Annotated in this window: 25 protein-coding genes and 1 pseudogene; 16 read left to right on the top strand and 10 right to left on the bottom strand. The window is 70.9% G+C overall.

The window, feature by feature from the left end; all coding sequences use genetic code 11:
• The first annotated feature begins 285 nt into the window (after window positions 1-285).
• Complete coding sequence (locus KLI87_RS35645) at window positions 286-1,098, top strand: Scr1 family TA system antitoxin-like transcriptional regulator (protein ID WP_284734280.1); 813 nt, start codon at window positions 286-288, stop codon at window positions 1,096-1,098.
• Window positions 1,095-1,286, top strand: a complete 192-nt coding sequence (locus tag KLI87_RS35640; RefSeq protein WP_214620541.1) for a DUF397 domain-containing protein — start codon at window positions 1,095-1,097, stop codon at window positions 1,284-1,286. Before KLI87_RS35645 ends, KLI87_RS35640 begins: the two co-directional genes overlap by 4 nt.
• 374 nt (window positions 1,287-1,660) lie before the next feature.
• On the opposite strand, the gene KLI87_RS35635 is transcribed toward KLI87_RS35640, so the two are convergent.
• Window positions 1,661-2,002, bottom strand: coding sequence for a hypothetical protein (locus KLI87_RS35635; RefSeq protein ID WP_214620540.1), 342 nt, complete (start codon window positions 2,000-2,002; stop codon window positions 1,661-1,663).
• A 115-nt stretch (window positions 2,003-2,117) separates the two neighbouring features.
• Here KLI87_RS35635 and KLI87_RS35630 point away from each other — a divergent pair.
• The 5 genes and pseudogenes from KLI87_RS35630 to KLI87_RS35610 form a co-directional block, all read left to right on the top strand.
• Window positions 2,118-2,339: pseudogene (locus KLI87_RS35630) on the top strand (hypothetical protein); the annotation flags it as partial.
• Between the two features lie 21 nt (window positions 2,340-2,360).
• A complete protein-coding gene (locus tag KLI87_RS35625) occupies window positions 2,361-3,257 on the top strand; it encodes a transporter substrate-binding domain-containing protein (RefSeq protein ID WP_156217989.1) in 897 nt (298 codons plus the stop codon).
• A 19-nt stretch (window positions 3,258-3,276) separates the two neighbouring features.
• Window positions 3,277-4,170 (top strand): AraC family transcriptional regulator, encoded by an 894-nt coding sequence (locus KLI87_RS35620; RefSeq protein ID WP_214620539.1) that lies wholly within the window; start codon window positions 3,277-3,279, stop codon window positions 4,168-4,170.
• 70 nt (window positions 4,171-4,240) lie between these two features.
• A complete protein-coding gene (locus tag KLI87_RS35615) occupies window positions 4,241-4,726 on the top strand; it encodes a hypothetical protein (protein WP_156217988.1) in 486 nt (161 codons plus the stop codon).
• 255 nt (window positions 4,727-4,981) lie between these two features.
• Window positions 4,982-5,932: a helix-turn-helix domain-containing protein gene (locus tag KLI87_RS35610; RefSeq protein WP_214620538.1), complete on the top strand. Its 951-nt coding sequence runs from the start codon at window positions 4,982-4,984 to the stop codon at window positions 5,930-5,932.
• Window positions 5,933-6,001: 69 nt separating this feature from the next.
• On the opposite strand, the gene KLI87_RS35605 is transcribed toward KLI87_RS35610, so the two are convergent.
• From KLI87_RS35605 to KLI87_RS35585, 5 genes are all read right to left on the bottom strand, one after another.
• Window positions 6,002-6,658 (bottom strand): DUF4360 domain-containing protein, encoded by a 657-nt coding sequence (locus tag KLI87_RS35605; protein WP_214620537.1) that lies wholly within the window; start codon window positions 6,656-6,658, stop codon window positions 6,002-6,004.
• A gap of 18 nt (window positions 6,659-6,676) precedes the next feature.
• Window positions 6,677-7,330: a DUF4360 domain-containing protein gene (locus tag KLI87_RS35600; protein WP_214620536.1), complete on the bottom strand. Its 654-nt coding sequence runs from the start codon at window positions 7,328-7,330 to the stop codon at window positions 6,677-6,679.
• Between the two features lie 461 nt (window positions 7,331-7,791).
• Window positions 7,792-8,448 carry an SRPBCC family protein gene (locus KLI87_RS35595; RefSeq protein WP_214620535.1) on the bottom strand — a complete coding sequence of 219 codons (657 nt, stop codon included), beginning with the start codon at window positions 8,446-8,448 and terminating at the stop codon, window positions 7,792-7,794.
• 49 nt (window positions 8,449-8,497) lie between these two features.
• On the bottom strand, window positions 8,498-9,529 hold the full coding sequence (locus KLI87_RS35590; protein WP_214620534.1) for a medium chain dehydrogenase/reductase family protein: 1,032 nt from the start codon (window positions 9,527-9,529) through the stop codon (window positions 8,498-8,500).
• 90 nt (window positions 9,530-9,619) lie between these two features.
• Window positions 9,620-10,513 carry a TIGR03619 family F420-dependent LLM class oxidoreductase gene (locus KLI87_RS35585; RefSeq protein ID WP_214620533.1) on the bottom strand — a complete coding sequence of 298 codons (894 nt, stop codon included), beginning with the start codon at window positions 10,511-10,513 and terminating at the stop codon, window positions 9,620-9,622.
• Between the two features lie 171 nt (window positions 10,514-10,684).
• Between KLI87_RS35585 and KLI87_RS35580 the strand changes: the two genes are divergently transcribed.
• From KLI87_RS35580 to KLI87_RS35570, 3 genes are read left to right on the top strand one after another with little or no spacing between them, the layout of a single operon-like run.
• Window positions 10,685-11,053: a YciI family protein gene (locus tag KLI87_RS35580; protein WP_214620532.1), complete on the top strand. Its 369-nt coding sequence runs from the start codon at window positions 10,685-10,687 to the stop codon at window positions 11,051-11,053.
• 11 nt (window positions 11,054-11,064) lie between these two features.
• Entirely contained in the window at window positions 11,065-11,403 is a 339-nt protein-coding gene (locus tag KLI87_RS35575) for a YciI family protein (protein ID WP_156217981.1), read from the top strand.
• Window positions 11,400-12,653: an RNA polymerase sigma factor gene (locus KLI87_RS35570; protein WP_214620531.1), complete on the top strand. Its 1,254-nt coding sequence runs from the start codon at window positions 11,400-11,402 to the stop codon at window positions 12,651-12,653. The genes KLI87_RS35575 and KLI87_RS35570 overlap by 4 nt, the downstream gene beginning before the upstream one ends.
• On the opposite strand, the gene KLI87_RS35565 is transcribed toward KLI87_RS35570, so the two are convergent.
• The gene (locus KLI87_RS35565; protein WP_214620530.1) at window positions 12,650-13,906 is read right to left on the bottom strand and encodes an MFS transporter; all 1,257 of its coding nucleotides are present in this window, start codon (window positions 13,904-13,906) and stop codon (window positions 12,650-12,652) included. The genes KLI87_RS35570 and KLI87_RS35565 overlap by 4 nt on opposite strands.
• A 34-nt stretch (window positions 13,907-13,940) precedes the next feature.
• Complete coding sequence (locus KLI87_RS35560; protein WP_156217978.1) at window positions 13,941-14,705, bottom strand: nucleoside phosphorylase; 765 nt, start codon at window positions 14,703-14,705, stop codon at window positions 13,941-13,943.
• Window positions 14,706-14,898: 193 nt separating this feature from the next.
• Between KLI87_RS35560 and KLI87_RS35555 the strand changes: the two genes are divergently transcribed.
• The 5 genes from KLI87_RS35555 to KLI87_RS35535 all read left to right on the top strand — a co-directional run bounded on the left by KLI87_RS35555 (window position 14,899) and on the right by KLI87_RS35535 (window position 20,520).
• Window positions 14,899-15,645: an FCD domain-containing protein gene (locus tag KLI87_RS35555; protein ID WP_214620529.1), complete on the top strand. Its 747-nt coding sequence runs from the start codon at window positions 14,899-14,901 to the stop codon at window positions 15,643-15,645.
• Window positions 15,646-15,718: 73 nt separating this feature from the next.
• Window positions 15,719-16,783 (top strand): ABC transporter substrate-binding protein, encoded by a 1,065-nt coding sequence (locus KLI87_RS35550; RefSeq protein WP_214620528.1) that lies wholly within the window; start codon window positions 15,719-15,721, stop codon window positions 16,781-16,783.
• Window positions 16,784-16,865: 82 nt separating this feature from the next.
• Window positions 16,866-17,645: an ABC transporter ATP-binding protein gene (locus KLI87_RS35545; RefSeq protein WP_308166456.1), complete on the top strand. Its 780-nt coding sequence runs from the start codon at window positions 16,866-16,868 to the stop codon at window positions 17,643-17,645.
• Window positions 17,642-19,264 (top strand): ABC transporter permease, encoded by a 1,623-nt coding sequence (locus tag KLI87_RS35540; RefSeq protein ID WP_156217974.1) that lies wholly within the window; start codon window positions 17,642-17,644, stop codon window positions 19,262-19,264. Before KLI87_RS35545 ends, KLI87_RS35540 begins: the two co-directional genes overlap by 4 nt.
• Window positions 19,265-19,323: 59 nt before the next feature.
• Entirely contained in the window at window positions 19,324-20,520 is a 1,197-nt protein-coding gene (locus tag KLI87_RS35535; RefSeq protein WP_214620526.1) for an amidohydrolase, read from the top strand.
• A 281-nt stretch (window positions 20,521-20,801) separates the two neighbouring features.
• On the opposite strand, the gene KLI87_RS35530 is transcribed toward KLI87_RS35535, so the two are convergent.
• Both KLI87_RS35530 and KLI87_RS35525 read right to left on the bottom strand, forming a co-directional pair.
• Window positions 20,802-21,125 (bottom strand): hypothetical protein, encoded by a 324-nt coding sequence (locus tag KLI87_RS35530; RefSeq protein WP_173390830.1) that lies wholly within the window; start codon window positions 21,123-21,125, stop codon window positions 20,802-20,804.
• A 672-nt stretch (window positions 21,126-21,797) separates the two neighbouring features.
• Window positions 21,798-22,238: a MerR family transcriptional regulator gene (locus tag KLI87_RS35525; RefSeq protein WP_214620525.1), complete on the bottom strand. Its 441-nt coding sequence runs from the start codon at window positions 22,236-22,238 to the stop codon at window positions 21,798-21,800.
• 25 nt (window positions 22,239-22,263) lie between these two features.
• On the opposite strand from KLI87_RS35525, the gene KLI87_RS35520 reads away from it, so the two are divergent.
• The gene (locus KLI87_RS35520) at window positions 22,264-23,748 is read left to right on the top strand and encodes an MFS transporter (RefSeq protein WP_214620524.1); all 1,485 of its coding nucleotides are present in this window, start codon (window positions 22,264-22,266) and stop codon (window positions 23,746-23,748) included.
• Window positions 23,749-23,786: the final 38 nt, after the last annotated feature.

Raw genomic sequence — 23,786 nt, 5'->3', positions numbered from 1 at the left:
GTCGGTCGGTGGGCGGGGGGCACCGATGTGACGGCTTGGCGACGGAGTGTCCGGTAGGTTGCCCACGGGTCGGAACCTCTCTTCCGATCAAGGCCCCGCACGGTGTTCCAGCACCGTTGTGGGGCCGTCCTGTTCCACGGGGCCCCACCTGCGGGGTTGCGTCGTACTCGGGCTACTCACCGTGCCTCGCGCCGCTTAGGATTGGTAGACGAGGCACGGGACACACGCCCCGGACTCGTACTCGCCCCCTACTTGTGCGGAGCTGTACCCCCCGTGACATCTCGGATGAGCAGATCCCCCCGGCGGTTTCTTGGTAAAGAGATAATGCGTGCCCGCCAAGCAAAGGGGATGAGCCGCGAGGAACTGGGCAAAGCGGTCTTTCTATCCGATTCTCTCGTCCGATCATGGGAACGCGGCCAGCGTTTGCCTAAACCTGACGCTCTCTTGCAAGTAGAAAAGGTTCTTGGGCTAGGCGACGGGGAGGAAGCGGGCATTTTGTGTAGAATCCGGGCGGACTTGATCAATGATGCTGTTCCCTTGGAGTGGTTCGGAAGGTGGCGCGAGGCTGAGAGTCTGACGACGTCCTTGTGGACGGTTCAGCCACTCCTTATCCCCGGGCTACTTCAGACACAGGACTACGCAACCGAAGTTCTTCGCGCCGCGCATCGCAACGCAGAACTGCACGAGATGCTTGCTGAGCGACTGGAGCGGCAACGGATCCTTGAGCAGGAAGATCCGCCAAAGCTTGTAGCCCTAATCGCAGAGGCAGCATTGCGCAATACGATCGCCAGTCGAGAGACGATGCGTGTTCAGCTTTTGCATCTGATCAAGATGGCGCAACGCGATAACATAATTGTCCAGGTGATCCCCGCCGATTCACCCGCTTGTGCCGGTTTCCTGAGTGGGTTCATCATCGCGAACGTCGACGGTGACGACATCGCTTATGTGGACAATCAGCTAAGCGGGGAGGTCATTGAAGAACCGGAGGAAGTCGCACGCCTTAGATACATGTTCGATGATTTCCGTGCGGAAAGTCTTCGTGCGCGGGAATCTCTAATATTCATAGAAGCCATCATCGAGGAAATGTGGAAAGAATGAAGAACTTGAAGTGGCGCAAATCTTCCTACACTGGCGCTAATGGTGGTGACTGTGTGGAACTGGCAGATTTTGACCAGTCAATCGCGGTGCGCGACTCAAAGGACCCTGACGGCCCCAAACTGACAATCGCGCGGCGCGACTGGGCGGCCGTGCTAAAGGACGTCAAGCGCGGTCGGCACGACCTATGAAACAGCACTCAGGCAACCCGGGTGCGTGGGCGGCGTTCGCGGACGCCGTCAAGGCCGGTCAGTTCGACCGGCAGTAGTTAGCCCCCTCGACCAGCGCAGAGAGCCACCCGCGTGGGGTGGCTCTCTGTGTTTCGTCTGGCCGTCGAGGGTGACCCGCTCGCCCTGTGCCCTCGCTGTCAACGCCCGTACGGGGCACGCCCCCCGGCTCAATCCCGGGTAACGTCCGGCGCCTCGGAGATCTGCGCGCCGTGTGGGCTCGACGAGGCCCTACGCCCCTTCGACGGTCACCCGGTGGTCGAGGTGGCGCGGTGGCCGGTTGCTGGCCGGTTCACCCTCGACGGCGCGGTGCCGTAGAAGGGCGACCAGGCGCCCCGCTAGGCGGCACGTGCAAGGCCACGGCACCCGATGATGCGGCCGTTCTCGTCCCGAACCGGGTCGTAGGGGAACACGAGGTCGCGTCGACCGGGGACGGCGTCCGCGACGACACGTGACACCACATACACGGTGCCCGCGCGCCGGGCGGGCAAGCCGGTCACGGCACCGAACCCGGCGACGTACAGCGGCACGGTCGCCCCGCTAGGCAGGGTGACGGATCCAGACTCGTGGACGTGCTCATCCCGGCGGACAGCCGGTCCGTCCGGCGGCAACTCCAAGAGGGCCCGCCCGTTAGCGTCCATGATCGTGACAGGGTGCCCACAGAGGTTGACCAGGCGCATACAAGGTTCTGATGGACGGTAAGAGCGCCGCCCGACGTTCGAACCGGTGAGGTCGAGCAGAGGACGCCTAAGTCTCAAACAGGTAACGATGGGGCGCATCTAGCAAGGTCTTGCCGACCCCGAGCTGGTCGGCGAGGTGCTCGCGGTCATGCGCGACCTCGCGGGCCAGGGAATGACCATGGTCGTCGTCACGCACGAGATCGGATTCGCCCAGGAGGTCGCGGACACGGCGGTCTTCATGGACGGCGGAGTGATCGTCGAGAGCGGACCGGCCAGGAGGGTGCTGAGCTCCCCGTCCTCCGCGCGCACCGCGGAGTTCCTCGCCCACGTCCTGTAGATCCCCGAAGGAGCACCCACCATGAGACGCGCACTCACGCCGTTGCTGACCTGCACCGCACTGCTCGCCGCGGGCTGCGGCGGCGGCGATCCCGTCGCCGCCGACAGGCCGCGGCCCCCGGTCAAGGCCCCGGCGGCCGATCCCGCGCTGCGGGCGATGCTGCCCGAGGCCGTCCGCCAGGCCGGGACGCTCGACGTCGGGACCACGCTCCCGAACGTCCCCTACCTGCTGACCGACTCCGCGAACACCATCACCGGCGGCATCACCCCGGACGTCGGCAGGGCCGTGGCGGCCAAGCTCGGCCTCAAGTACTCGATCAGGAACGTGGCCTGGGAGGCGCTGCTGCCCGGCGTCGCGGGAGGCCGGTACATGGTGGCCGACGACGGGATCTCCGACACCGCGGAGCGGCAGAAGGTCGGCATCTTCATCGACTACACGCAGAGCTCCAGCGTGCTCGTCACGGCCAAGGCCAACGGCGGCGCGAAGTCGCAGGACGCGGCGTGCGGCAACGGCATCGCGACCATCCGCGGCACCACGGACGTGGACACCGCGAAGAAGATCTCCGCCGACTGCGCGGCGAAGGGGAGGCCGCCGGTGCGGGTCACGCAGTACCCGACCGCGCAGGACGCCGATCTCGCGCTGCGGTCGGGACGGGAGAAGTTCGAGATCAACGTCGCCGAGACCGCGGAGTACGCGATCCGCAAGGGCTCCCCGATCGCGATCGTCGCGCGCGGCTACATGCCCGCCTATGTCGGGATGTATGTGGGCCTCAAGCAGACCGAGCTGGCGAAGGCGCTGCTCGGCGCCCTGACCGCGCTGAAGAAGGACGGGACGCTCGACACGATCCTCGGCGGCTACGGCTCCAAGCCGATCACACCGGGCATCAACCTCGCGACCGCGAAGGGCGGCGCCGCGTGAGCCGGCGGTCGGGGGCCTCGTGAGCGCGCTCCCCCTGCACCACATCGAGGTGCCCGCGCCCAGCGGGACCGCGCCGCTCGCGATCGGGTCCTTTCCGGAGATCGGCAGCTACACCACGGCGGGCTTCGCGCACCGGCACGACTTCTACGAGGTCCTGCACATCACCGGCGGGTCGGGGACGCATGTCGTCGATTTCGTCCACTACCAGATCAAGCCGCCCGTGATGTATTTCCTTTCGCCGGGGCAGGTGCATTTCTGGGATTGCGAGACGCCCCTTCAGGGGCGGGTCCTGGTTTTCACCGAGGATTTCATGCTCGGCCGCGCGAGCGAGCGCGGTGTGGGCGACGAGCCGCCCTGTTTCGACGTCCTGAGCGAGAACGCGGAACTGCGGCTGGACGCGGCGGGCGACCGCGCGATCAGCGATCTGCTGGTGCCGATCGAGCAGGAGTACCATCGGCGCGAGGCCGGTCACACGTGCGTTTCGCGGGCCTATCTGAACATTCTGCTCGTCACCGCGTACCGCATGCGCGCGTTCGCTCCGGCGACGGCGGAGCACCGGTCGTCGGCGCTGGCGCGGCGGTTCGTGCGGCTCGCCGCCGAGCACGACGCGGACGAGCCGTCGGTGCGCGCCTACGCCGACAAGCTGGGCGTCACCGCGAGTCACCTGACCGAGGTGGTGAAGCAGGCCACCGGGCGGACGCCGGGGCAGGTCATCCGCGGCGCGCTGGCCCTTGAGGCCAAGCGCATGCTAGCCCTGACGGAGCTGAACGCCGCCCAGGTCGCCAGCGCGCTGGGCTTCACCGACCCGTCCTACTTCGGCCGGTTCTTCAAGCGCGAGACCGGGGTCAGCCCGCTGGGCTTCCGGCGGGTGATCCGCGAAAAGTACCAGAACGCCCGAGAAATGTCCCTGTGACCCCGGCCCTCTCCTTGACACCATAGATGTAAGGGAGAAGATCGTCTCACCTTAGCGGAGGAAACACGGAATGGCGACCACCACGGCGGCCCAGCGGAAATCGGGGAAGCACGAGAACCTCATCGTCCGGAACATGGTGCGGGAGGAGCTCCCGAACGAGGGCGTGCTCCGGTACGGCGAGGAGGAGAAGGGCACCAGCGGCGCGTTCGCCATGATGAGCGGATGGCAGGTGGACCTGAGCAAGGTCCACATCGCCTACAGCTGGATCCACGAGGTGCCCAGCCCCAATCCCTATGTGCTGGAGCACGTCCACGACTATGACGAGGTCCTCCTTTTCATGGGCAACAATCCAGAGGATCTGGACGACCTCGGCGCGGTCGCCGAGATCGACCTCGACGGCGAGACCTACGTCATCGACACCTCGGCGGCGATCTACATTCCCCGGGGCATGCGGCACTGCCCGCTCGGCTACCAGCGGGTCGACCGCCCGCTCTCCTTCATCGCGCTGTCGCTGAACCCCACCTACCAGTCCCCCACCGGGTCCGGACGGCAGTGACCCGGAGCACGCCGCACCGCCTGTGACGTGGCCTCCGGGACGGCACGTACGCGCGGTCGGGACGGATCAAGCGGAGCACGCTCCCGGCCCCGTGCGAAGGGCGGGGGCCGCGACCGGTCACAGGCCCTCCGGTCGCGACCCCCTCCCGCATCGGACGCAGAACACGGCTCCCACGTCACCGGCCCCGGCGGGGCGACGGTCGGCCCGGTGCCGGTGACCAGTACGAACATCGGGGCATCCCTCGGGAGAACGTCCATGTCGACGCAGATCCGAACGTCAGACCTTCCCGTCCGCGAGCGATTCGATTTCTGGTCCAGCACGGTGTCGGAGATGTTCGTGCCGCTGCGCACGGACCCCGCCGACGCCGACGGCTTCGACGGATACATGCGCGGTTCCGAACTCGGCTCCCTGAAGGTGGCCGAGGTCTCCGCGACCCCCCACACCGTGCGGCGCACCGAGGCGCTGATCGCGCGGTCCGACCCGGGGCACTACAAGCTCGGAATCCAGCTCACCGGGTGCTGCCTCCTCTCCCAGGACGGGCGCGAGGCCCCGCTCTCCCCCGGCGACCTGACGATCTACGACACGACCCGTCCGTACACGCTCGCCTTCGACGGCTCCTACCGGCAGCTCGTGCTGATGTTCCCCCGCCGCCTGCTCTGCCTTCCCGAGGACGCGGTCGCGGCGGTCACCGCGACCCGCTTCTCCGGTCACCGGGGGCTGGGCGCGCTGCTGTCCGCGCTTCTCGTCCAGTTGGCCCAGCACCTGGACGAGTTCGACGACCCGGCGGGGCAGCGCCTCGGGGACAACATCATCGACCTGCTGGTGACGCTGCTCGCCGAGCGCATGGACATGGCCGCCGGCACCACCGAGGCGCGCCGCAGGGCGCTGCTCGTCCGGGTCCGCGCCTACATCGAGAGCCATCTGGACGACCCGGACCTGACCCCCGACGCGATCGCCGCCGCGCACTACGTCTCGATCCGCCACCTGTACAACCTGTTCCACGCGGAGGGCACGACGGTCGCGATGTGGATCAAGGGGCGGAGGCTGGAGCACTGCCGCCGCGACCTGCGCGATCCGCTCCAGGTGGGACGCTCGGTCACCGCGATCGCGGCGCGCCGGGGCTTCGTCGACGCCGCGCGCTTCAGCAGGCTGTTCAAGGCGGCCTACGGCACCAGCCCGCGCGAGTACCGCGCGGGCGACGTGTGACCGGGGCGGCCCGCGAACGCGACCGGGCCGCGCCCGTCCTGGTGGGGGGCACGGCCTGGTCGGTCCGGATCAGCGTCGTCCGGGGCACTTCTTCCACTCGAAGTGGTACACGGTCTTCACGTTGCCGTCGGTGGAGTCGAACGACATGAAGCTGGTGTCGCCGGGCGCGGAGGTGCCCTTGTCCACGCGCAGTTCGGTGTTGACGTTGAGGATGCGGTCCTCACCGCACGGCTTCCAGACGAGCTCGGCCCACGGCGTCCGGTCGGTGAACTGCCAGGAGTCGGAGTACTTGCCCTTGATGCTGTGGCTGATGGGCGTCGTCTGCTGCATGCCCTGGTAGTAGTAGTTCGCCCGCTCCAGCCCGGACGCGCCGTTGGCCAGGCTCGCGAAACCGCGGTAGTCGGCGCTGGCGATCGCGTAGGTGAAGCCCTGCGGAATGTGGATGCCCAGGGCGAGCTGGCAGTTCTTGCGGAAGTCGGTGGGCTTCGAGTTCCCGCCGGCCTGGGCGAGGTAGTCGCTGTAGGTGACGGTGAAGGCGCTGTCGTCGCTGGCGGGCGTCACGGCGGCGGTTCCGGCGGGGCAGCCGGAGCCGTTCACGGTCAGGACCTCGATGGTGATTCTTCCGGGCGGCGGCTCGTTCGTCGCCGCCGACGCCGCGGGGGCCATCGCCGCGGCCAGCGCCACGGCCGAGAGGGATGCCGCCGCGGCGGTCACTCCTTTACGCATGGGTTCTTCTCCTTCGGGTTACTTGGTCTTCGGGCATGTCTTCCAGCTGAAGTGGTACGTCGTCCTGAGGTCGCCGTCGGTGGAGTCCATGGCGACGAAGCTGACCTTCGAGGCGTCCGAGGTCCCCACGGCCACGCGCAGTTCCGTGTTGATGTTGAAGTACCGCTCCACACCGCACGGCTTATATACGAGCTGGGGGATCTCAACGGCGTCGGTGAACTGCCAATTCCCATAGAGGCCGGTGGGAATGGGGTGTTCGACATAGGTCGTCTTCGGAAGCCCCTGGAAGTAGTAACTGGCCAGCTGGCTGGCGACCGCGCCTGGTTGCAGGGATGCGTAGCCGCGGTGGTCGGTCGAGGCGATGGCATAGGTGAAGCCCTGCGGAACGTGCACGCTCAAGGCGATCTGGCAGTTCTTGCGGCCGTCGGTCGGCTGGGAGTTGCCGCCCGCCTGGGCCGTGTACGCACTGTAGGCGACGGTGAACGCCTCCCTGTCCGGGGACACGACGAAGGCGGTGGTGCCGGTCGGGCAGCCGGATCCGATAACGCTCCCGACAGTGATCGTCACTTTTTCGGGAGGAGGGACGGTCCGCGACGCGTTCGCGTTGGTCGGAGCCGCGGTCACGCCGAGCGCGGCCAGGGCGGTGGCGGAAATTGCTATCCCTTTACGCATGCGATTCCTCTTCGCTGGGGATGGGAGTACTATTTTTCGGCGGCCGAAGAGGGCGGGGGGGCGTGATATCCGGAATGAATCGGCGCCTTCAATGGATCTTGATCCAGGATCTGAATGGAGAGTAACTTTTTCGCAAAGTACTGTCAATCTTGAAATTTTCAATTTTTTCGAACCGCGTTTAATTGACACTAGAGAGCATCTCGTTCAACGGATTCATCGATTGTCGAGCGTCAATAGCGACCTTTTGACAAGGATCGTTCCATTGCATTGTCCAAGCATTGGCGGCACCGCCGGCAGGGCGGTGAACAGGTGTTACGCGGTACCGGTAATGGCCGGAGCCGGACGCGCCGCGCTCGTCTCACGGTTCGCTTTCGTCTCGTCCAGTGGAATTGGACCCATACGCGTCGCCGCCCCCTCGCATGCGAGGGGGCGGCGGTGAACGCGGGTGAACCGAAGCGGACTCAGTGGCGGGCCTCGGCGGTGGCCTTCAGGTTGCGCAGCCACTCTTCGAGGCCCTGGCCGAGCATGGCGGTCGAGCCGGGGACGTCCTCCTCGACCTGGCGGCCGGTCCAGGTCTCCTCGGTGTGGACGAGGACGCCGCCCCTGACCTTGGTGAACGTCCACAGGTGAACGCCCTCGTCGATGCGGGCGCCCTTGCCGACGGCGGGTCCGGCCCACAGGATGCAGGCGTTGTTCCGGAGCTGCCGGACGGTGGAGGTGATGTGCATGGTGGTGTCCGGGACCGTGGGCGGCGCCGGGGTCGTCCAGTGGAACCGCGAGCCCTTCCGCAGACGCCCGTGGTCGAGGCGCTTCGCGGTCAGGACGGGCGGCTGCCAGGCCGGCCAGCGCTCCACGTCGGTCTGGAGCTTGAACACGGTGCTCAGCGGCGCCTTGATCATGATGTCCGTGCGGTAGCGGATACGGGCGCTGGGATCCAGGCCCTCGCCACGGCACTGGTACGCCCGCCCGTGGCCCGGCCTCTCGGCGGCCTGGGCGGCGGGGACCGTGCCCGCGAGGACGCCGGCGGTGGCGAACGAGAGCGTGAGCGCGGTGACGCGAACGCGGTCGCGCCGCGCGCGGGGCCGGGGCTGCCGGCGGGACGAGGTGTCGCTGAACATGGTGTTCCTCTTCTTCTTTGCGTGCTGATCGGGAAGGGTTCGGACGGGTCTACGGGGTCAGGACGACCTTGCCGCTGACGGTTCCGGACTCGGCCAGCCGCATCGCGTCGGCGACGCGGGTGAGGGGCAGCCGGGCGGCGATCCGCGGGGTGATGTCGCCGCGCTGGAGGGCGGCGAAGACCTCGGTGAGGTCGGCGTGCAGCCGGGCCCGGAAGCGGCTCTTGGAGAGGGCCCGCCCGGCCCAGGCGTTGAAGAAGTAGGCGTGCCGGCCGTTGGGCAGGGCGTTCCACGTCCAGACCCGTCCGAGCAGCTTGAAGACGGGCCACTGCTTGGAGCCCCGGTCGTCGCGGGTGGAGGCGGTGCCGTAGGAGACGAGCGTGCCGCGCGGCGCGAGCAGGCGCCAGGAGTCGACGACGCCGCGTCCGCCGACGTGGTCGAAGACGGCGTCCACCCCGCCGGGGGCGAGTTCGCGGACCCGCGCGGCGACGTCCTCGGTGCGGTAGTCGATGGGCGTGACGCCGAAGGCGCGCAGGGAGTCGTGGTGGCGGGCCGACGAGGTCCCGATGACGTTCACGCCGGCCGCGCGGGCGAGTTGGACGAGGACCGAGCCGACGCCGCCGCTGGCGCCGTGCACGAGGACGGTCTGGCCGGCGCGGACGCGCGCCTTGCGGTGCAGCATCTGCCAGGCGGTGAGCCCGTTGAGCACGAGGGTCTCCGCCTCCGCCGCGCCGACCCCGGCGGGGACCGGCACGAGGTCGGCGGCGTCCACGAGCACGTGGCTCGCCCAGCCGCCGACCTTGACCATCGCGGCGACCCGCGTCCCGACCAGGCCGGGCCCGGCGCCCGCGCCGGTGGTCAGCACCGTGCCGACGACGTCGTAGCCGGGCACGAACGGGAACGCCGGCTGGTCGAAGTAGCGGCCCCGGCGCATCTGCTGCTCGGCGTAGGAGACGCCGGTCGCCTCCATGCGGATGAGCGCCTGGCCCGGCCCGGGGTTCGGGACGTCCGCGTGCCGGATCTCCAGCCCCTCCGGCTCGACCTTGCCCGGCAGGACGATCTCGACGTGCTCTCCGGTGTGCATCCCGGCCTCCCTTGCGATGACTCCTTCTTGCGTTCGTTAGAAGTTATAACGCAACATTGCCGGGAGTGTCAATCACGTTCGTGAGAGCCTCTAACTAGGGCCGGTCCGGGCCGCGAGCGCCTCCAGCAGTTCGACCTGGCGCTCGGGCGAGACGTCCAGGAGGGTGGTCACCACGTGCATCTCGTCGGCTCCGGCGTCGGCGGCGCGGTCGAGGTCGGCCAGCACGGCGTCGGTGAACTCGGCGTCCGCCGGGTCGGTGCCCGGCGGCGTGGGGAACGCGCTCAGCATGACGGTGCCGGTGCCGCCGGCCTCGCGGTACCAGCGGATCTGCTGGCGGGCGGCGTCCCAGTCCACGGCGACGAGGACGAAGCCGTCCCCGATGCGGGCCGCCCGCTCGATCGTCGGACGGGTGATCGCCCCGAACAGCAGGGGGATCCGCCCGTGCGGCTTGGGCCCGACCTTGGACGCCGGGATCGTGTAGTGCTCGCCGTGGAACTCGACGGGGTCGGGGGCCCAGCAGGCACGCATCGCGGCGACGTGCTCGGCGAACCCGGCGCCCCGGCGCGCGACCGGGACGCCCGCCGCCGTGAACTCCTCGGGGATGTAGTACGGGGGGAGCCGGGTGCCGCCGCCCTGCCCGATCCCGACGTCCAGCCGCCCGCGCGAGAGCCGGTCGAGGGTGGCGAGCTTGCGGGCCAGCACGACCGGCGGCTGGAAGATCGTGTTCAGGATGCCGGTGCACAGCCGGATCCGCCGGGTGTGCGCGGCGGCCCAGGTCAGCACCTCCAAGGAGTCCCAGCAGGGGTCCACGGGCAGGCCCGCGTCGTTGGTCCAGTGCGGTCCGACGGGGATCAGCAGCCGCTCGCTGACCGACAGGCTGTGGAAGCCGAGCCGCTCGGCCGCGACCGCCAGGGTCGCGATGCCCTCCGGACCGGCGTACCGGCCGAAGTGCTGGAGCGTCACACCGATGCGCGGCAGATCCATACATGTCCTCCAATATGGTGAACGCCCAGGTGGGGGCGCCGTTCGGAGGTAGGTCGGAGCCGCGACCGGATTCTTGCGGTTCGTGCCGTCCGGGATGTCAAGACCGGGAATCCGGCTCCGACCCACCTGTGAGCCGCGCCCACCGGGCGCGCCGGAGAAGGAGGAGACGACGTGCAGTTCCTGCTGCTCATGCATGTGAACCCCGCGGTCTGGGACGCGCTGACCGAGTTCGAGCGCAAGGAGGTGATGAGCGGTCACGCGCCGTTCGTCGAGAAGATCAAGGCGTCCGGGGAGATGATCAGCACGGTCGTGCTGGCCGACCCGTCCGAGAGCGCGGTGGCCCGGACCCGGGGCGGCGTCCCGGTGGTGACCGACGGCCCCTACCTGGAGGCCAAGGAGTTCCTCGGCGGCTACTACCTGGTCGAGTGCGAGAGCAGGGAGCGCGCCCTGGAACTGGCCGGAATGATCCCCGACGCCCGGGTCGAGGGCCTCGGGATCGAGGTGCGCCCGGTGATCTACCAGGACGCGCCGGGAAGCTGAGCCGCGGCGCGATGAAGTTCGTCGTGAACCTCTATCTGAGCCCGGAGGCCGCCCCCGGGCCCGGGAGCGGCCGCGAGGAGTTCCTGGCCGTGGCGCGCGAGGCCGGGGAGCTGATCGGCGGGCATGTGCTCGCCGACCCGTCCGTCAGCGTCGTCGTGCGGGCGCGGGCCGGGGCGGCGGAGGTGTCCGAGGGGCCCTACCTGCGGGCCGCCGAGCCGCTGACGGGCCAGTACCTGCTGGACTGCCCGAGCCTGGACCGCGCCGTCGAGCTGGCCGCCCTGTCGGCGGCCGGCTGGCCCGGGGGCGTCGAGGTGTGGCCGCTGATGGACGCGGGCGGGATGGAGATGTGACCGCGCCCGACCGGTTCGGGGACCTGCTGCGCGAGCTGGCGCCGCAGGTCCTCGGCGTGCTGCTGCGCCGGTACGGCGGGTTCGAGGAGTGCGAGGAGGCCGTCCAGGACGCGCTGCTCGCCGCCGCGACGCGGTGGCCGGCGGACGGGATGCCCGAGAGCCCGCGGTCGTGGCTGGTCACCGTCGCGTCCCGCCGCCTGGTGGACCAGGTGCGCAGCGAGCGGGCGCGCCGCCGCCGGGAGGTCGCGGCGGCGGCGCGGGAGGTTCCGGACGCCGATGTCGCCGCCGCGCCCGGCGAGGAGAACCCGGGCGACCGCGACGACACGCTCACGCTGCTGTTCCTGTGCTGCCATCCCGCGCTGACGCCCGCCTCGCAGGTGGCGCTGACGCTGCGCGCGGTCGGCGGCCTCACCACCGCCGAGATCGCGCAGGCGTTCCTGGTACCCGAGGCCACGATGGCGCCGCGGATCAGCCGCGCCAAGCGGCGGATCAAGGCGTCGGGCGCGCCGTTCGCGCGGCCGGACGCGCGGGAGTGGACCGAGCGGCTCGGCGCCGTCCTGCACGTCCTCTACCTGATCTTCAACGAGGGCTATGCCGCCAGTTCCGGGCCCGACCTGCACCGCCGCGAGCTGACCGCCGAGGCGATCCGGCTGGCCCGCGCGGTGCACCGGGCGCTGCCCGGCGACGGTGAGGTCGCCGGGCTGCTGGCGCTGATGCTGCTCACCGACGCGCGCCGCGCCGCCCGCGTCGGCCCGGACGGCACGTTCGTGCCGCTGGCCGAGCAGGACCGCGGCCGGTGGGACGCCGCCGCCGTCGACGAGGGCACCGCGCTGGTCTCCCAGGCGATGGCGACCTCGCCCCTCGGCCCCTACCAGCTCCAGGCGGCGATCGCCGCGCTGCACGACCGCGCGCCTCGGGTCGAGGACACCGACTGGGAGCAGATCCGCGTGCTGTACGGGATCCTCGGGCGGATCGCGCCGAACCCGATGGTCACCCTCAACCACGCCGTCGCGGTCGCGATGACCCGGGGTCCCCGTGCGGGCCTCGACCTGCTGGAGCCGCTGGACGACGACCCGAGGATGGCCCGGCACCATCGCCTGTACGCCGTCCGAGGGCATCTCCAGGAACTGGCGGGCGACGGCGAGGCCGCGCGGGAGAACTACTCGCGTGCGGCCCGGCTCACCCTCAGCCTCCCCGAGCAGCGCTACCTGCGGGCGCGCGCGGCGCGCCTGGCGCCGCGTCCCGGCTAGCCCGGGCCGGAGGTGTCGATCAGGCGCGGCCTTCCGGCGCCGAATGACAGGGCCGTCTGGACGACGCAGATCGCGATGAGCAGCGAGATCGGCGTGGTCCAGGAGCCGGTGGCGTCGCGCAGGACGCCGACGGTGAACGGGCCGAGGGCGGCGAGGAGGTAGCCGACGCTCTGCGCCATCGCCGAGAGGGCGGCCGTGTCCGTCGCGGTGCGGGTGCGCATGCTGAACAGCGCCAGCGTCAGCGGGAACACCCCGCCGCCGATGCCGATGAGCACCGCCCAGAGCCAGGGGACCGACCCCGGATACAGCAGGAGGCCGGCCAGCCCGACGATCTGCGCGGCGGTCATCCCCGCGCCGAGCGCCCCCTGCCGCCGCAGCCGCGCCGCCAGGATCGGGACGGCGAAGTACACCGGGACGCCGACCAGGAGCGCGACGGCCAGGAGCGTCCCGGCCTCCCCTGGCGCGTATCCCGCGTCGGTGTAGACGGTCGGCAGCCAGGCCATCACGACGAACGCGAGCACGGACTGCGTCGCGAACAGCAGCGTGACCGCCCAGGCGACCGGGCTGCGCGCCATGCCCGCCATGCCCGCCGCACCCGCCCCGGCCCGCGCGGGCGGCGGCGTCCGCCGGACGCGGGGCAGCCAGAGCAGCAGGGTCGCGGCGGCGAGCGCGGCCCAGGCCGCGAGCCCGCCCCGCCAGCCGCCGAGCACGTCGCCGAGCGGCACGGTCGCCGCGGCGCCGATCGCGGCCCCGCCCGACATCGCCGCGCTGTAGGCGCCGGTCACCTCGCCGATCCGGCCCGGGAACTCGATCTTGACGATCACCGGGAGCAGCACGTTGCCCGCGGCGATGCCCGCGCAGGCGACGAACGTCCCGGTGAGGAGCGTGGCCTCGCCGCCCGCGACGCGGACCAGCAGCCCGACCAGCAGCAGGCCGAGGGCCAGCCCGAGCCCGGCCGTCGCGCCCACCCGCCGGATGAGCCGGGGCGTCACCAGCGCGATGCCCCCGAAGCACACGACGGGCAGGGTCGCGGCGGTGGACGCGGCGAGCGTGGACATCCCGAGGTCGCCCCGCGCCTCGTCCAGTACCGCGCCGAGGCTCGTCACCGCGACGCGCAGGTTCACGGCGACGAGCACGACGGCGACCAGCACGAGCGCCGGGCGGCCCGGCGCGCCGCGCGCACGCGCCTCCCCCGCGGCCTCGGCGCCGGACGGGTCCCCGGCGGCCTCCAGCGGAGGACGGTTCGTGGTCACCTCGCCGCTCCGAGGCGACCGCGGGCCGGGGTCCTCACGCGTCCCGCGCCGTCCGCGCGCCCGCAGCGACCAGCGTGCGCACCGCGCCGACGGCGGTCGCGTAGAGCGGCTCGGCGGGCGGGGCCGCGCCGGTGTCGATGGCCTCCCGGCTCCACATCAGCACGACGCCGCCCATCCGGACGTCGAGCACGCTGCCGACGACGAGCGCGGCCGCGGTCTCCATCTCCGAGCAGATCGCCCCGCCCCGGCGCCAGGTCTCGAAGCGCTCGGTGAGCGCGGCCGCCATCGGCATGCGGGCCGGTTCCGTCTCGCCGTAGTAGGAGTCCTTGGTGTGGGCGAGCCCGCACCGGTAGGTCGCCCCGGCGCGGTTCGCGGCGTCCTGGAGGGCGAGCACGACCTCGATCGACGCGATCGCCGGGAACTCGACCGGCATGTACTGGCGGGTGGTGCCCTCGTCGCGGATCGCCCCCGTGAGGACGGCCAGCTCGCCGTTCCGGGTGTCGGGCCGCATCGAGCCGGACACCCCGACCCGGATCATCGTGTCGACCCCGAGCGCGGCCAGTTCCTCGACCGCGAGCGCCGTGGACGGGCCGCCCACGCCGGTGGAGGTCACGACGACGGTCTCGCCGTCCACCGTGCCGCGCCAGGTCTCGAACTCGCGGTTGCGGGCGACGAACTCGGGGGCGTCCATCAGCGCGGCGAGCGGCGCGACCTGGTCGGGGTTGCTGGGCAGCAGCGCGTACCGGCCGACGTCGTCTCCGCGTAGGTGCAGGTGGTGCGCGAGCTGGTCGGTGCTCATCCGTTTCCTTTCGTCGTTCAATTGCGGTCAAACAGTGTCATATACCGACCACGTTCGTCACTATTGACATACACCGACATGGCGCTTACGGTTCCGGGAACGGTCCGGTACCCCGGACCTGCGGCGTCGCCTGACGAGGTGGCGCCGCCCGAGGAGCGAGGTCCGGCGAGCGCAGCCGGACGAGGAGGCAACCGTGCGGCACACGCCGGCGATGGAGTCCGCGATCCTGGCGGTCATGAGCGATCACCAGGGCCCGGTGGGGGCGCGCGCCGCCGCCCGGTACCTGCGGGAACGCGGCTTCGACGTCAGCGAGTCGACCGTGAGCCGGCTGCTCACCGACCTGGACGAGCGGTCCCTCACCCGCTCGCTCGGCAAGAAGGGCCGGATCCTCACCGAGGAGGGCGTCCGCGTCGCGGCCAACCAGCAGCTCGACAGCGAGCGCGCCTCCTACTTCGCCGACGCGCTGAACCTGCGCGACGTCCACGACCTGGTCGACCACCTGGCCGGACGGCGCGGGATCGAGCGGGAGGCGGCGCGCGCCGCCGCGCTGCGGGCGCGGCCGGAGGAACTCGCCGACCTGCGCGCGATGGTCGAGACGGGCGGTGAGGCGCGCTGGCGGGAACGGCTCGCCTTCCACAAGACGATCGGCCACGCCTCGCACAACAAGCAGATCCAGGCGATCACCACCTCGCTGTTCGACGACCGGCTCGAACTGCTCGAACGCCTGCTCATGATGATCGGCGTCAAGCAGGACGCGCTGGCCCGCTGGGACCAGGAGCACCGCGACATCGTCGCGAGCATCTCCGACCGGGATGCCGACGGCGCCGAGCGGCTCATGGTCGTGCACCTCGACGGAATGATCCGCGAGACCGAGCAGTTCGCGAACAGCGGAAACGCTCACGTCATTCACACGCTGCTCGCCGAGATCGATCTCGCGTAGCGCGGAACCTCATATCACGCAACTATCACGACGACTCTTTCGGGAGCGCGGACGACCCTTTTCGGGAGCACGCATGACCCATATCAACACGCCGCCTCGAATGGGCCGGCGCTCCTTCCTCCGGATGACCGGCCAGGGCGCCGCGCTCCTGACGGCCGGCTCCGCCGTCCCGTGGCTGTCGGGGTGCGGCACGGGTTCGGCCGACGGCGGCTCGGGCGGCGGCCGGCTGACGGTGAAGCTCGCCTGGATCCCGAACGCCGAGTACGCGGGCATCTTCGTCGGGGCGCAGGACGGCCTCTACGGCAAGCAGGGCCTGAACGTCGACATCCTGCCCGGCGGGCCGAACTCCGCGGTCGTCCCCATGGTCACGACGAACCGGGTGAACATCGGCGTCGAGGCGATCCCGGAGAACGTCGCCACCGCCGTCGCGCGCGGCGCGAAACTGAAGATCGTCGGCGCCGGGCTGCGCAAGAGCCCGGAATCGTGGATCTCGCTCGCCGACCGTCCGGTGAAGCACCCCAAGGACATCGAGGGCAAGAAGCTCGGCATCACGCTGGCGGGAAAGAACACCGCCCTGGTGTTCATGAAGCGCAACGGCGTCGATGTCGGCAAGGTGAAACTCGTGCCGATCCAGTTCGACCCCGCGCCGCTCGCGGCGCGGGAGGTGGACGCGATCTGGGGATTCGCCTCGAACCAGCCCGTCTCGCTGGAACTGCGCGGCATCAAGACGTATGTGATGCCGCTCGCCGACTTCGGGTTCAACCGGATGCAGAGCGTCTTCTTCGTCTCGGAGAAGACGCTGAGCGACCGGGCCGCCCGGGAGCGCGCCCGCAAGTTCATGGCGGGCAGCAGGCAGGGCTGGGAGGCGGCGCTGCGCGACCAGCGGCACGCCACCGACGTGATCATGGAGAAGTACGGCGCCAAGCTCGGCCTGAAGCCGAACGAGCAGGCCAAGTCGCTCGCCGCCATCGCGCCCTACGTGGGCGCCGGCGGCGGATCGAAGGCGAGCGCCGCCCCTGCAAGCGAGGGGTTGTTCTGGATGTCCGACGCGCTCATCGAAGAGACGATCACGAGCCTGACCAGCATCGGCATCAAGCTCGACCGGTCGCTGTTCACCAACGAACTGCTCGGGGGCTGAGCGCGCCATGACAAAGCAGACACCGGCGAAGCAGACACAGGCGGATCAGACGGGCGCTTCCGAGAAGGCGGCGCCGCGGACCGTGCCAGCCGCCGACGGGATCCACACGAGCGGGCTGCGGAAGGTCTTCGACGCCAAGGGGACGTCGGTCGAGGCGCTGCGCGAGTTCACCTTCGACTCCCGCCGGGGCGAGTTCGTCGGGCTGCTCGGTCCGTCGGGCTGCGGGAAGTCCACCGTCCTGCGGACGCTGGCCGACCTGGAGAGCCCCACCGCCGGGACGGTCACCGTCCACGGCCGCACCCCGCGCGAGCTGCGCGAGGGGCACGGCGTCGGGATCGCGTTCCAGGACGCGGGCCTGCTGCCGTGGCGGAGCGTGGAGGCCAACATCCGGCTGCCGCTGGAGGTGGCGGGACGCAAGGACCCCGCGGCCGTCGCCGAGCTGATCCGGCTCGTCGGGCTGAAGGGGTTCGAGAAGGCCCGCCCGTCGCAGCTGTCGGGCGGCATGCGCCAGCGCGTGTCGCTGGCCCGGTCGCTGGTCACCGACCCCGAACTCCTGCTGCTGGACGAGCCGTTCGGCGCCCTGGACGACCTCACCCGCCAGCGGCTCAACTTCGAGCTGCAGCGGATCTGGGCCGAGCGCGGCACGACCACGGTGCTGGTCACCCACGGCATCGGGGAGGCCGTGCTGCTCTCCGACACGGTCGTGCTGATGTCGCCGCGTCCTGGAACGATCCTGGACGTCGTCAAGGTCGACCTCCCCCGGCCGCGCACGCCCGAGATCCTCCACGACGCGGCGTTCCACGCGATCTGCGACGAGCTGTCGGAGAAGCTGTTCAGCGGCAGCGGGCGGGCGGCCCGGTGACCGCCACCGCCCGGCCCTTCGCCCGGCCGCTCGCCGCGCGTCTGCGCGACCTCGTCCCGCCGCTGCTGACCGTGCTGGTCCTGGCCGTCGCGTGGCAGGTGATGGCGACCGGCGCGTTCGGGTCGCTGGTGCCGAAGCCCGCCGAGGTGCTCGGCCAGATGCGCGACGACGCCGACTACTACGGCCCGAACGTGTCGGTCACGATGGCCTCGGCGCTCCAGGGCTACCTGTGGGGCAACGGCATCGCGATCGCGCTGGCACTGTGCACGCTGCCGTTCCCCCGCGTCCAGGCGCTGTTCGAGCGGGTCGCGGTCGGCGCGATCGCGCTGCCGCTCATCGCCGTCGCGCCGCTGCTGGCGATCGCGTTCCGGGGCAGCATGCCGAGCGTGATCCTCGCCGCGCAGGCGGTCGTGTTCACCACGCTGGTCGCCGCGATCCTCGGCCTCACCGGCGTGGACCGCACCTCGGTCGACGTGGTGCGCGCCTCCGGCGGCTCGGAGTGGACGGTGATCCGCCGGGTGCGGCTGCCCGCCGCGATCCCGAGCCTGGTCGCGGGACTGCAGGTCGCCGCGCCCGGCGCCATCCTCGGCGCGATCATCGGGGAGTACATGGGCGGCTCGGAGGGCCTCGGCGTCGCGATGGTGCAGGCGCAGGGCGCGTTCGACATCCCCCGCGCCTGGGGCCTCGCGATCGTGACCTCGCTGCTGGCCGCCGCGGCGTTCCTGGCGCTGCCGCTGGTCGTGCGGACGGCGCTGCCGTGGACGCGCTCGATGGACACCGTCCTCGGCGCGCGGGCCGCCCGGCTCGGCCGCCGCGACACCCGCCCGCTCGCCCGCGTCCGGCGCGCCGTGCTCTCGGTGGCCGCGACGGTCGGCGGCGTCGTGCTCGGCTGGTGGCTGCTCGTCCTCGTCGTGCCGGGCGGGAGCGCGGTGGCCCGGGGCCCGTGGGAGGTCGGGCGCTACTTCCTGAACGGCGACACCCAGCTCGTGACCGCGTCCGGCGAGGCGGAGGACCCGCTGCCGTACATGCTGTCGTCGCTGCTGCGCACCATCGGGGACGCCGGGGTCGGCTTCCTCGTGGGGCTCGTCCTCGCGGTGGCGATGGCCGTGGTCGCGCACGAGTTCCCGGTGATCGAGCGGGTGCTGATGCCGATCTCGATCGCGCTGCGCTCGATCCCGATCGTGGCCGCGATGCCGCTGCTGGCGCTGATGTTCGGACGCGGGATCGCCGCCGTCACCGTCCTGATCGCGGTGATGACGTTCTTCCCGATCCTCGTCAACGTCCTGCTGGCGATGCGGGCCGTCCCCCGCAGCGCGGGCGACCTGCTCAACGCCGTCGGGGCGAAGCGCAGGCACCACATCACCAAACTGCTCATCCCCTACGCGCTGCCCGCGCTGCTGGCCTCGGTCAAGATCGCGCTGCCGCTGTCCATCGGCGCGGCGATGGTCGCGGAGTGGCTCGCCACCGGCTACGGGCTCGGCGCGTCGATGACGGTCGCCGCGACGCTGTCGGACTACGACTTCGTCTGGGGCGGCGTCGCGATCGTGCTGCTCGCCTCGCTCATGGCCTACCGCCTGGCCGGGGCGCTGGAGGACGCCGCGATCGGCCGCCTCGAATAGGCGATCCAAGGAACACCGCAGGTTCTCCCGGATGGCCGGGAAACACGAGAAGGCAGATCATGTCCAGAATTGTGCTGTCCAACGTCCGCGTGAACGGCGTGGGCGACCCGCAGGCCGTCACGGTCGCGAACGGCAGGATCGCGGCCGTCGGCCCGGCGCCCGCCGACCTCGGCCCGGCCGACCGCGTCGAGGACCTCGGCGGGCAGATCGTCCTGCCCGGCTTCGTCGACGGCCACGCCCACGCCGACAAGAGCCTGTGGGGCGAGCCGTGGATCCGGCGGACGTCCGAGCCGATCACGATGGACCAGATGTTCGACGACATGCTCCAGCAGTGGGCGGAGACCACGACGCCCGTCGCGAAGCGGGCGCGGGCCTTCCTCGACAAGTGCGTCGCCTACGGCTCGACGTCGATCAGGACCTTCGTGGACGTGGCGCCGGAGATCGGGCTCGACGGCATCCAGGGCATGTTCCAGGTGCGCGAGGAGATGACCGGCCTCACCGACCTGCAGATCGTGGCGTTCCCGCAGCTCGGCATCCTGCGCAAGCCGGGCACCGCGGAGCTGTTGGAGGAGGCGCTGCGGCTCGGGGCCGACGCGGTCGGCGGGCTGGACCCGGCGGGCGTGGACGGCGACGCCGCGCGCCAGCTCGACATCGTCTTCGGCCTCGCCGAGCGCTACCAGGTGTCGGTGGACTTCCACGCGCACGAGTCCGGCGAGCTCGGCATCTGGCTCATCGAGCGGATCGCCGAGCGGGTCAAGGCGCTCGGCATGCAGGGCAAGGTCAGCCTGTGCGACGTGTTCAGCCTGGCCGAGCCGACGCCCGCGCAGCTCGCGCACCTCGGCTCGGTGCTCGCGGAGGCCGACATCGCGGTCGCCGTCGGCGTCCACGGCCTCCTCCCGGTGCCGGACGTCAAGGCCCTGCACGCGATGGGCGTGCGGATGTGCCTCGGCTCCGACTCCGCCCGGAGCCGCTGGTCGCCGTGGGGCGAGGGCGACATCCTCGCCCGCGCGATGTTCATGGCCTACAAGCGGTACTGGCGCACCGACGACGACCTGGAGTTCGCGCTGGGCATGGGCACGACGCTGGGCCGCGCCGTCCTCGGCGCGCCCCGCTGCGACCTCAAGGAGGGAGACGTCGCCGACCTCGTCGTCCTCCCCGGCGAGGCACTCGGCGAGATCGTCGTGACACCCCCCGAGCGGACCCTGGTGATGAAGGACGGCCGCGTAGTCGCCCGCTCCGGCGCCCTCGTCCCCTGACCGGACAGCCCGACAACGCCAGACGCTCGGCCGGGGATTCCCCGGCCGAGCGTCTCGGAGTGTCAGGGGGCGTCGCGCTCGCCGCAGCGCGGGCACAGGCCCCGCCAGTGATCACAGAGCGTTACGACTTCATGACCACCAGGACCTGTGCCCGTTCTGCTGTCGATGCCCCCACCGCACCTATCCGCGCCCGCTCCTGAATTCGGAGACCCGCGTTGTTAGCTGCGGCACTGGCGGTAGCCCGTGCGGGGCTGCGGTTCTGCCGGGCTTTCTGGAATATGTCAGTCGCTCCCGTAGTAGTCGAAGGTGGAGTACTGGGCGGGCGCGCAGCTGATACTGAAGGGCTGGTAGTAGCCGGTCGGCACCAAGATGGGGCCGGAGATCCGCCGTCCGTCGACGCAATTAAGGACCACCTGGAGGCGACCGGACCGCACCAAGCAGTTGAACTGGAGCTCCTGGTACGGGGGACGGCCGAAGTACCGGCAGTTGAAGACGGCGGCGATGCCGGCCCCGGAGCGCGCGCTGCTCGCGGTGCCCGAGATGGAGGTGGCGCCCTGGTCCCGGGCACCCGGCGTGACCGTGCCGGTCTGCGCGGCGGATGCCACTGCCGGCGCGGCGAAGAGAGCGGCACTGGCCGCTGCCATGACGACTAACGGCTTGATGGTTGAGGACGCGCTGGGCACGCGCCCAAAGAGCGGACGTCGCATGAAATCTCCTCGGATTGGCGAAGCCATTTCTTTGGCCTTGCGGAAGAGTATGCCAGCGCTCCAGTCGCGGCAGCTATGTAACTTCGCGTGAAATCCGCCCGCTCGACCAAGATCGAGTTATCACTGACGCCCGACCTGTAGGTCAATTGGTCCATTGTTGCCGTGCTGTCCGTTTCAGCCTCGGCGTCGGGTTCTGATTCCCTTCTTGCACTGGGCTGAACGTGCGTGGGCTTCGCCCGCGGCCAGGACTATTGCCGTGCGATGCGCTGGCGGCCGGTCACGCTCCGAGGTCGCCCTGCGGGCGAACCGGGGTCGGTGCGGGAGGCGCGGCGGCTCGTCCGACCGGAGCGATGGACCGCGAACAGACTTCCGGGTGGTGGGTTCAGCCCCGCTTGGCCACTGCGCGGACAGGCGCTCACACGGTTGCACTCTCCGGGGAACCGTGTGAGCCCGCCGTCAGGTGATTCAGACCCCGCTCATGCCGTCAGGCGGGTGCGGTCCTCCGGACGGCGAGGGACGGCCCCACGGGATACGGCGAGTTCGGGGGCCGCCCGCCAGGCCGGTCGTCCGCTAGCCGGGAGGGGTCGGAGCCCACAGTTGATCGGCGTCACCGGCGGCCAGCCGGCCCCGGTAGACGTCGATCTTGTGGTCGATGAGCGCCAGGTTGCTCTGGATCTCGGCGAGGCGCGCGGTCACCTCGGCGCGGTGGGCCTCCAGGAGCGCGAGCCGCTCCTGCTCGTTGCCGCGCCCGGCGGCGACGAGTTCGGCGTAGCGGCGGATGGACCTGATCGGCATGCCGGTCGCGCGGAGCCGCGTGCAGACGAGGATCCAGTCGAGGTCGAGCCGGTGGTAGCGGCGCCAGCCGCCGGCGGTGCGGTCGAGCGTGGTGACGACCAGGCCCGCGCGCTCGTAGTAGCGCAGGGTGTGGACGCTGACGCCGGTGCGGCGGGCGGCCTCCGCGATGGCGAGCCCCTCCTCGGGGATGTCGGGCTTCCGGTTGACTTCGAGCACGCTCTAAATTCTAGCGTCCGGGGTCATGAACCCACCGACCCCCGGCGGCGCGTCCGACCGCCGCCGGCGCCTCCTCGTCCTCGCGATCTGCTGCGCCGGCATGCTCGTCGTGGTGATGGACATCTCCATCGTCAACGTCGCGCTGCCCTCGATCCGCCGCGACCTGCACGCCTCGGTGACCGGCCTCCAGTGGACGGTCGACGCCTACACGCTGGTGCTGGCCGGATTCCTGCTGCTCGCCGGGTCCACGGCCGACCGGATCGGGCGGCGGCGCGTCTTCCAGGCCGGGCTCGCGGTGTTCGGGCTCGGCTCGCTGCTGTGCGGCCTCGCGCCGGGCATCGGCTGGCTGATCGCGGCACGCGCGCTCCAGGCCGTCGGCGGGACGATGCTCAACCCGGTCGCGATGGCGATCGTCGCCGCGACGTTCCCCGAGCCGGCCGAGCGGGCGCGGGCGATCGGCGTGTTCGGCTCGGTGTCGGGGCTGGCGCTGGCGCTCGGGCCGATCGCCGGCGGCGCGCTGGTCGACGGCCTCGGCTGGCGCTCGGTCTTCTGGGTCAACGTGCCGATCGCGGCCGCCGCGATCGTGTGCTCGGCGCTGTTCGTCCCGGAGTCGCGTGCCGCGCGGGCGCGCCGCTTCGATCCCGTCGGCCAGTTCCTGGTGGTCCTCACGTTGGGCGCCCTCGTCTACGCGATCATCGAGTCGCGGCGGCTGGGCTGGGGGTCGCCGGTGATCCTCGCGCTGCTCGCGGTCGCGGTCCTCGGCGTGCTGGGCCTGCTCGGTTTCGAGCCGCGCCGCGCCGATCCGCTGCTGGAGCTGCGCCTGTTCCGCGGCGTGCCGTTCGGCGCGGCGATCGTGATGGCGCTGTTCGCGCTGTGCGGGTTCAACGCGTTCCTGTTCGTCACCACTCAGTACCTCCAGGACGTGCGGGGCATGTCGGCGCTCGCGACCGGGCTGTGCCTGCTCCCGGTCGGGGCGCTGACGATGGTGCTGTCGCCGCGCACCGGACGGCTCGTCGGGACGCGCGGCCCCCGCCTCCCGCTGCTGGTCGCCGGGACCGCGCTCGCGCTCGGCGGCGCCGCCTCGCTGCGGCTCGGCCCGGCCACGCCGATCCCGGCGGTGCTCGGGGTCTCCGTGCTGTTCGGGGTGTTCCTCGGGACGGTCAACCCGCCGATCACCAATACGGCGGTGTCGGGAATGCCGCGCTCGATGGCGGGCGTGGCGGCCTCGCTGTCCTCCACCGGGCGGCAGGTCGGCACGACGCTCGGCGTCGCGATCTCCGGGACGATCGTGGGGTCGTCCGTCGCGGGTGGCGGGGCGTCGTTCACGCATGCGGAGCGCGGGGTGTGGTGGCTGGTGACCGGGCTCGGGGTCGGGCTCGTGGCCCTGTGCCTGCTCAGTACCGGACGCCGCGCCCGGGAGTCCGCACGGCGCGCGGCCGCCTTGTTCGATGAGGTCGAGGGTGGGTCGGCGGCGTCCCCGCGTGTGTTTCATGGTCAGGGCGCCGGGTAGGAGGCGCGCGTCCACGGAGTCGGGTGGGAGGGCGGGGC

It is taken from the genome of Actinomadura sp. NEAU-AAG7, assembly GCF_018603865.1.
GTDB classification, from domain to species: domain Bacteria; phylum Actinomycetota; class Actinomycetes; order Streptosporangiales; family Streptosporangiaceae; genus Spirillospora; species Spirillospora litoris.
Note: the sequence above shows the minus strand (reverse complement) of the source record. Positions and strands in the feature narration are given on the sequence as shown.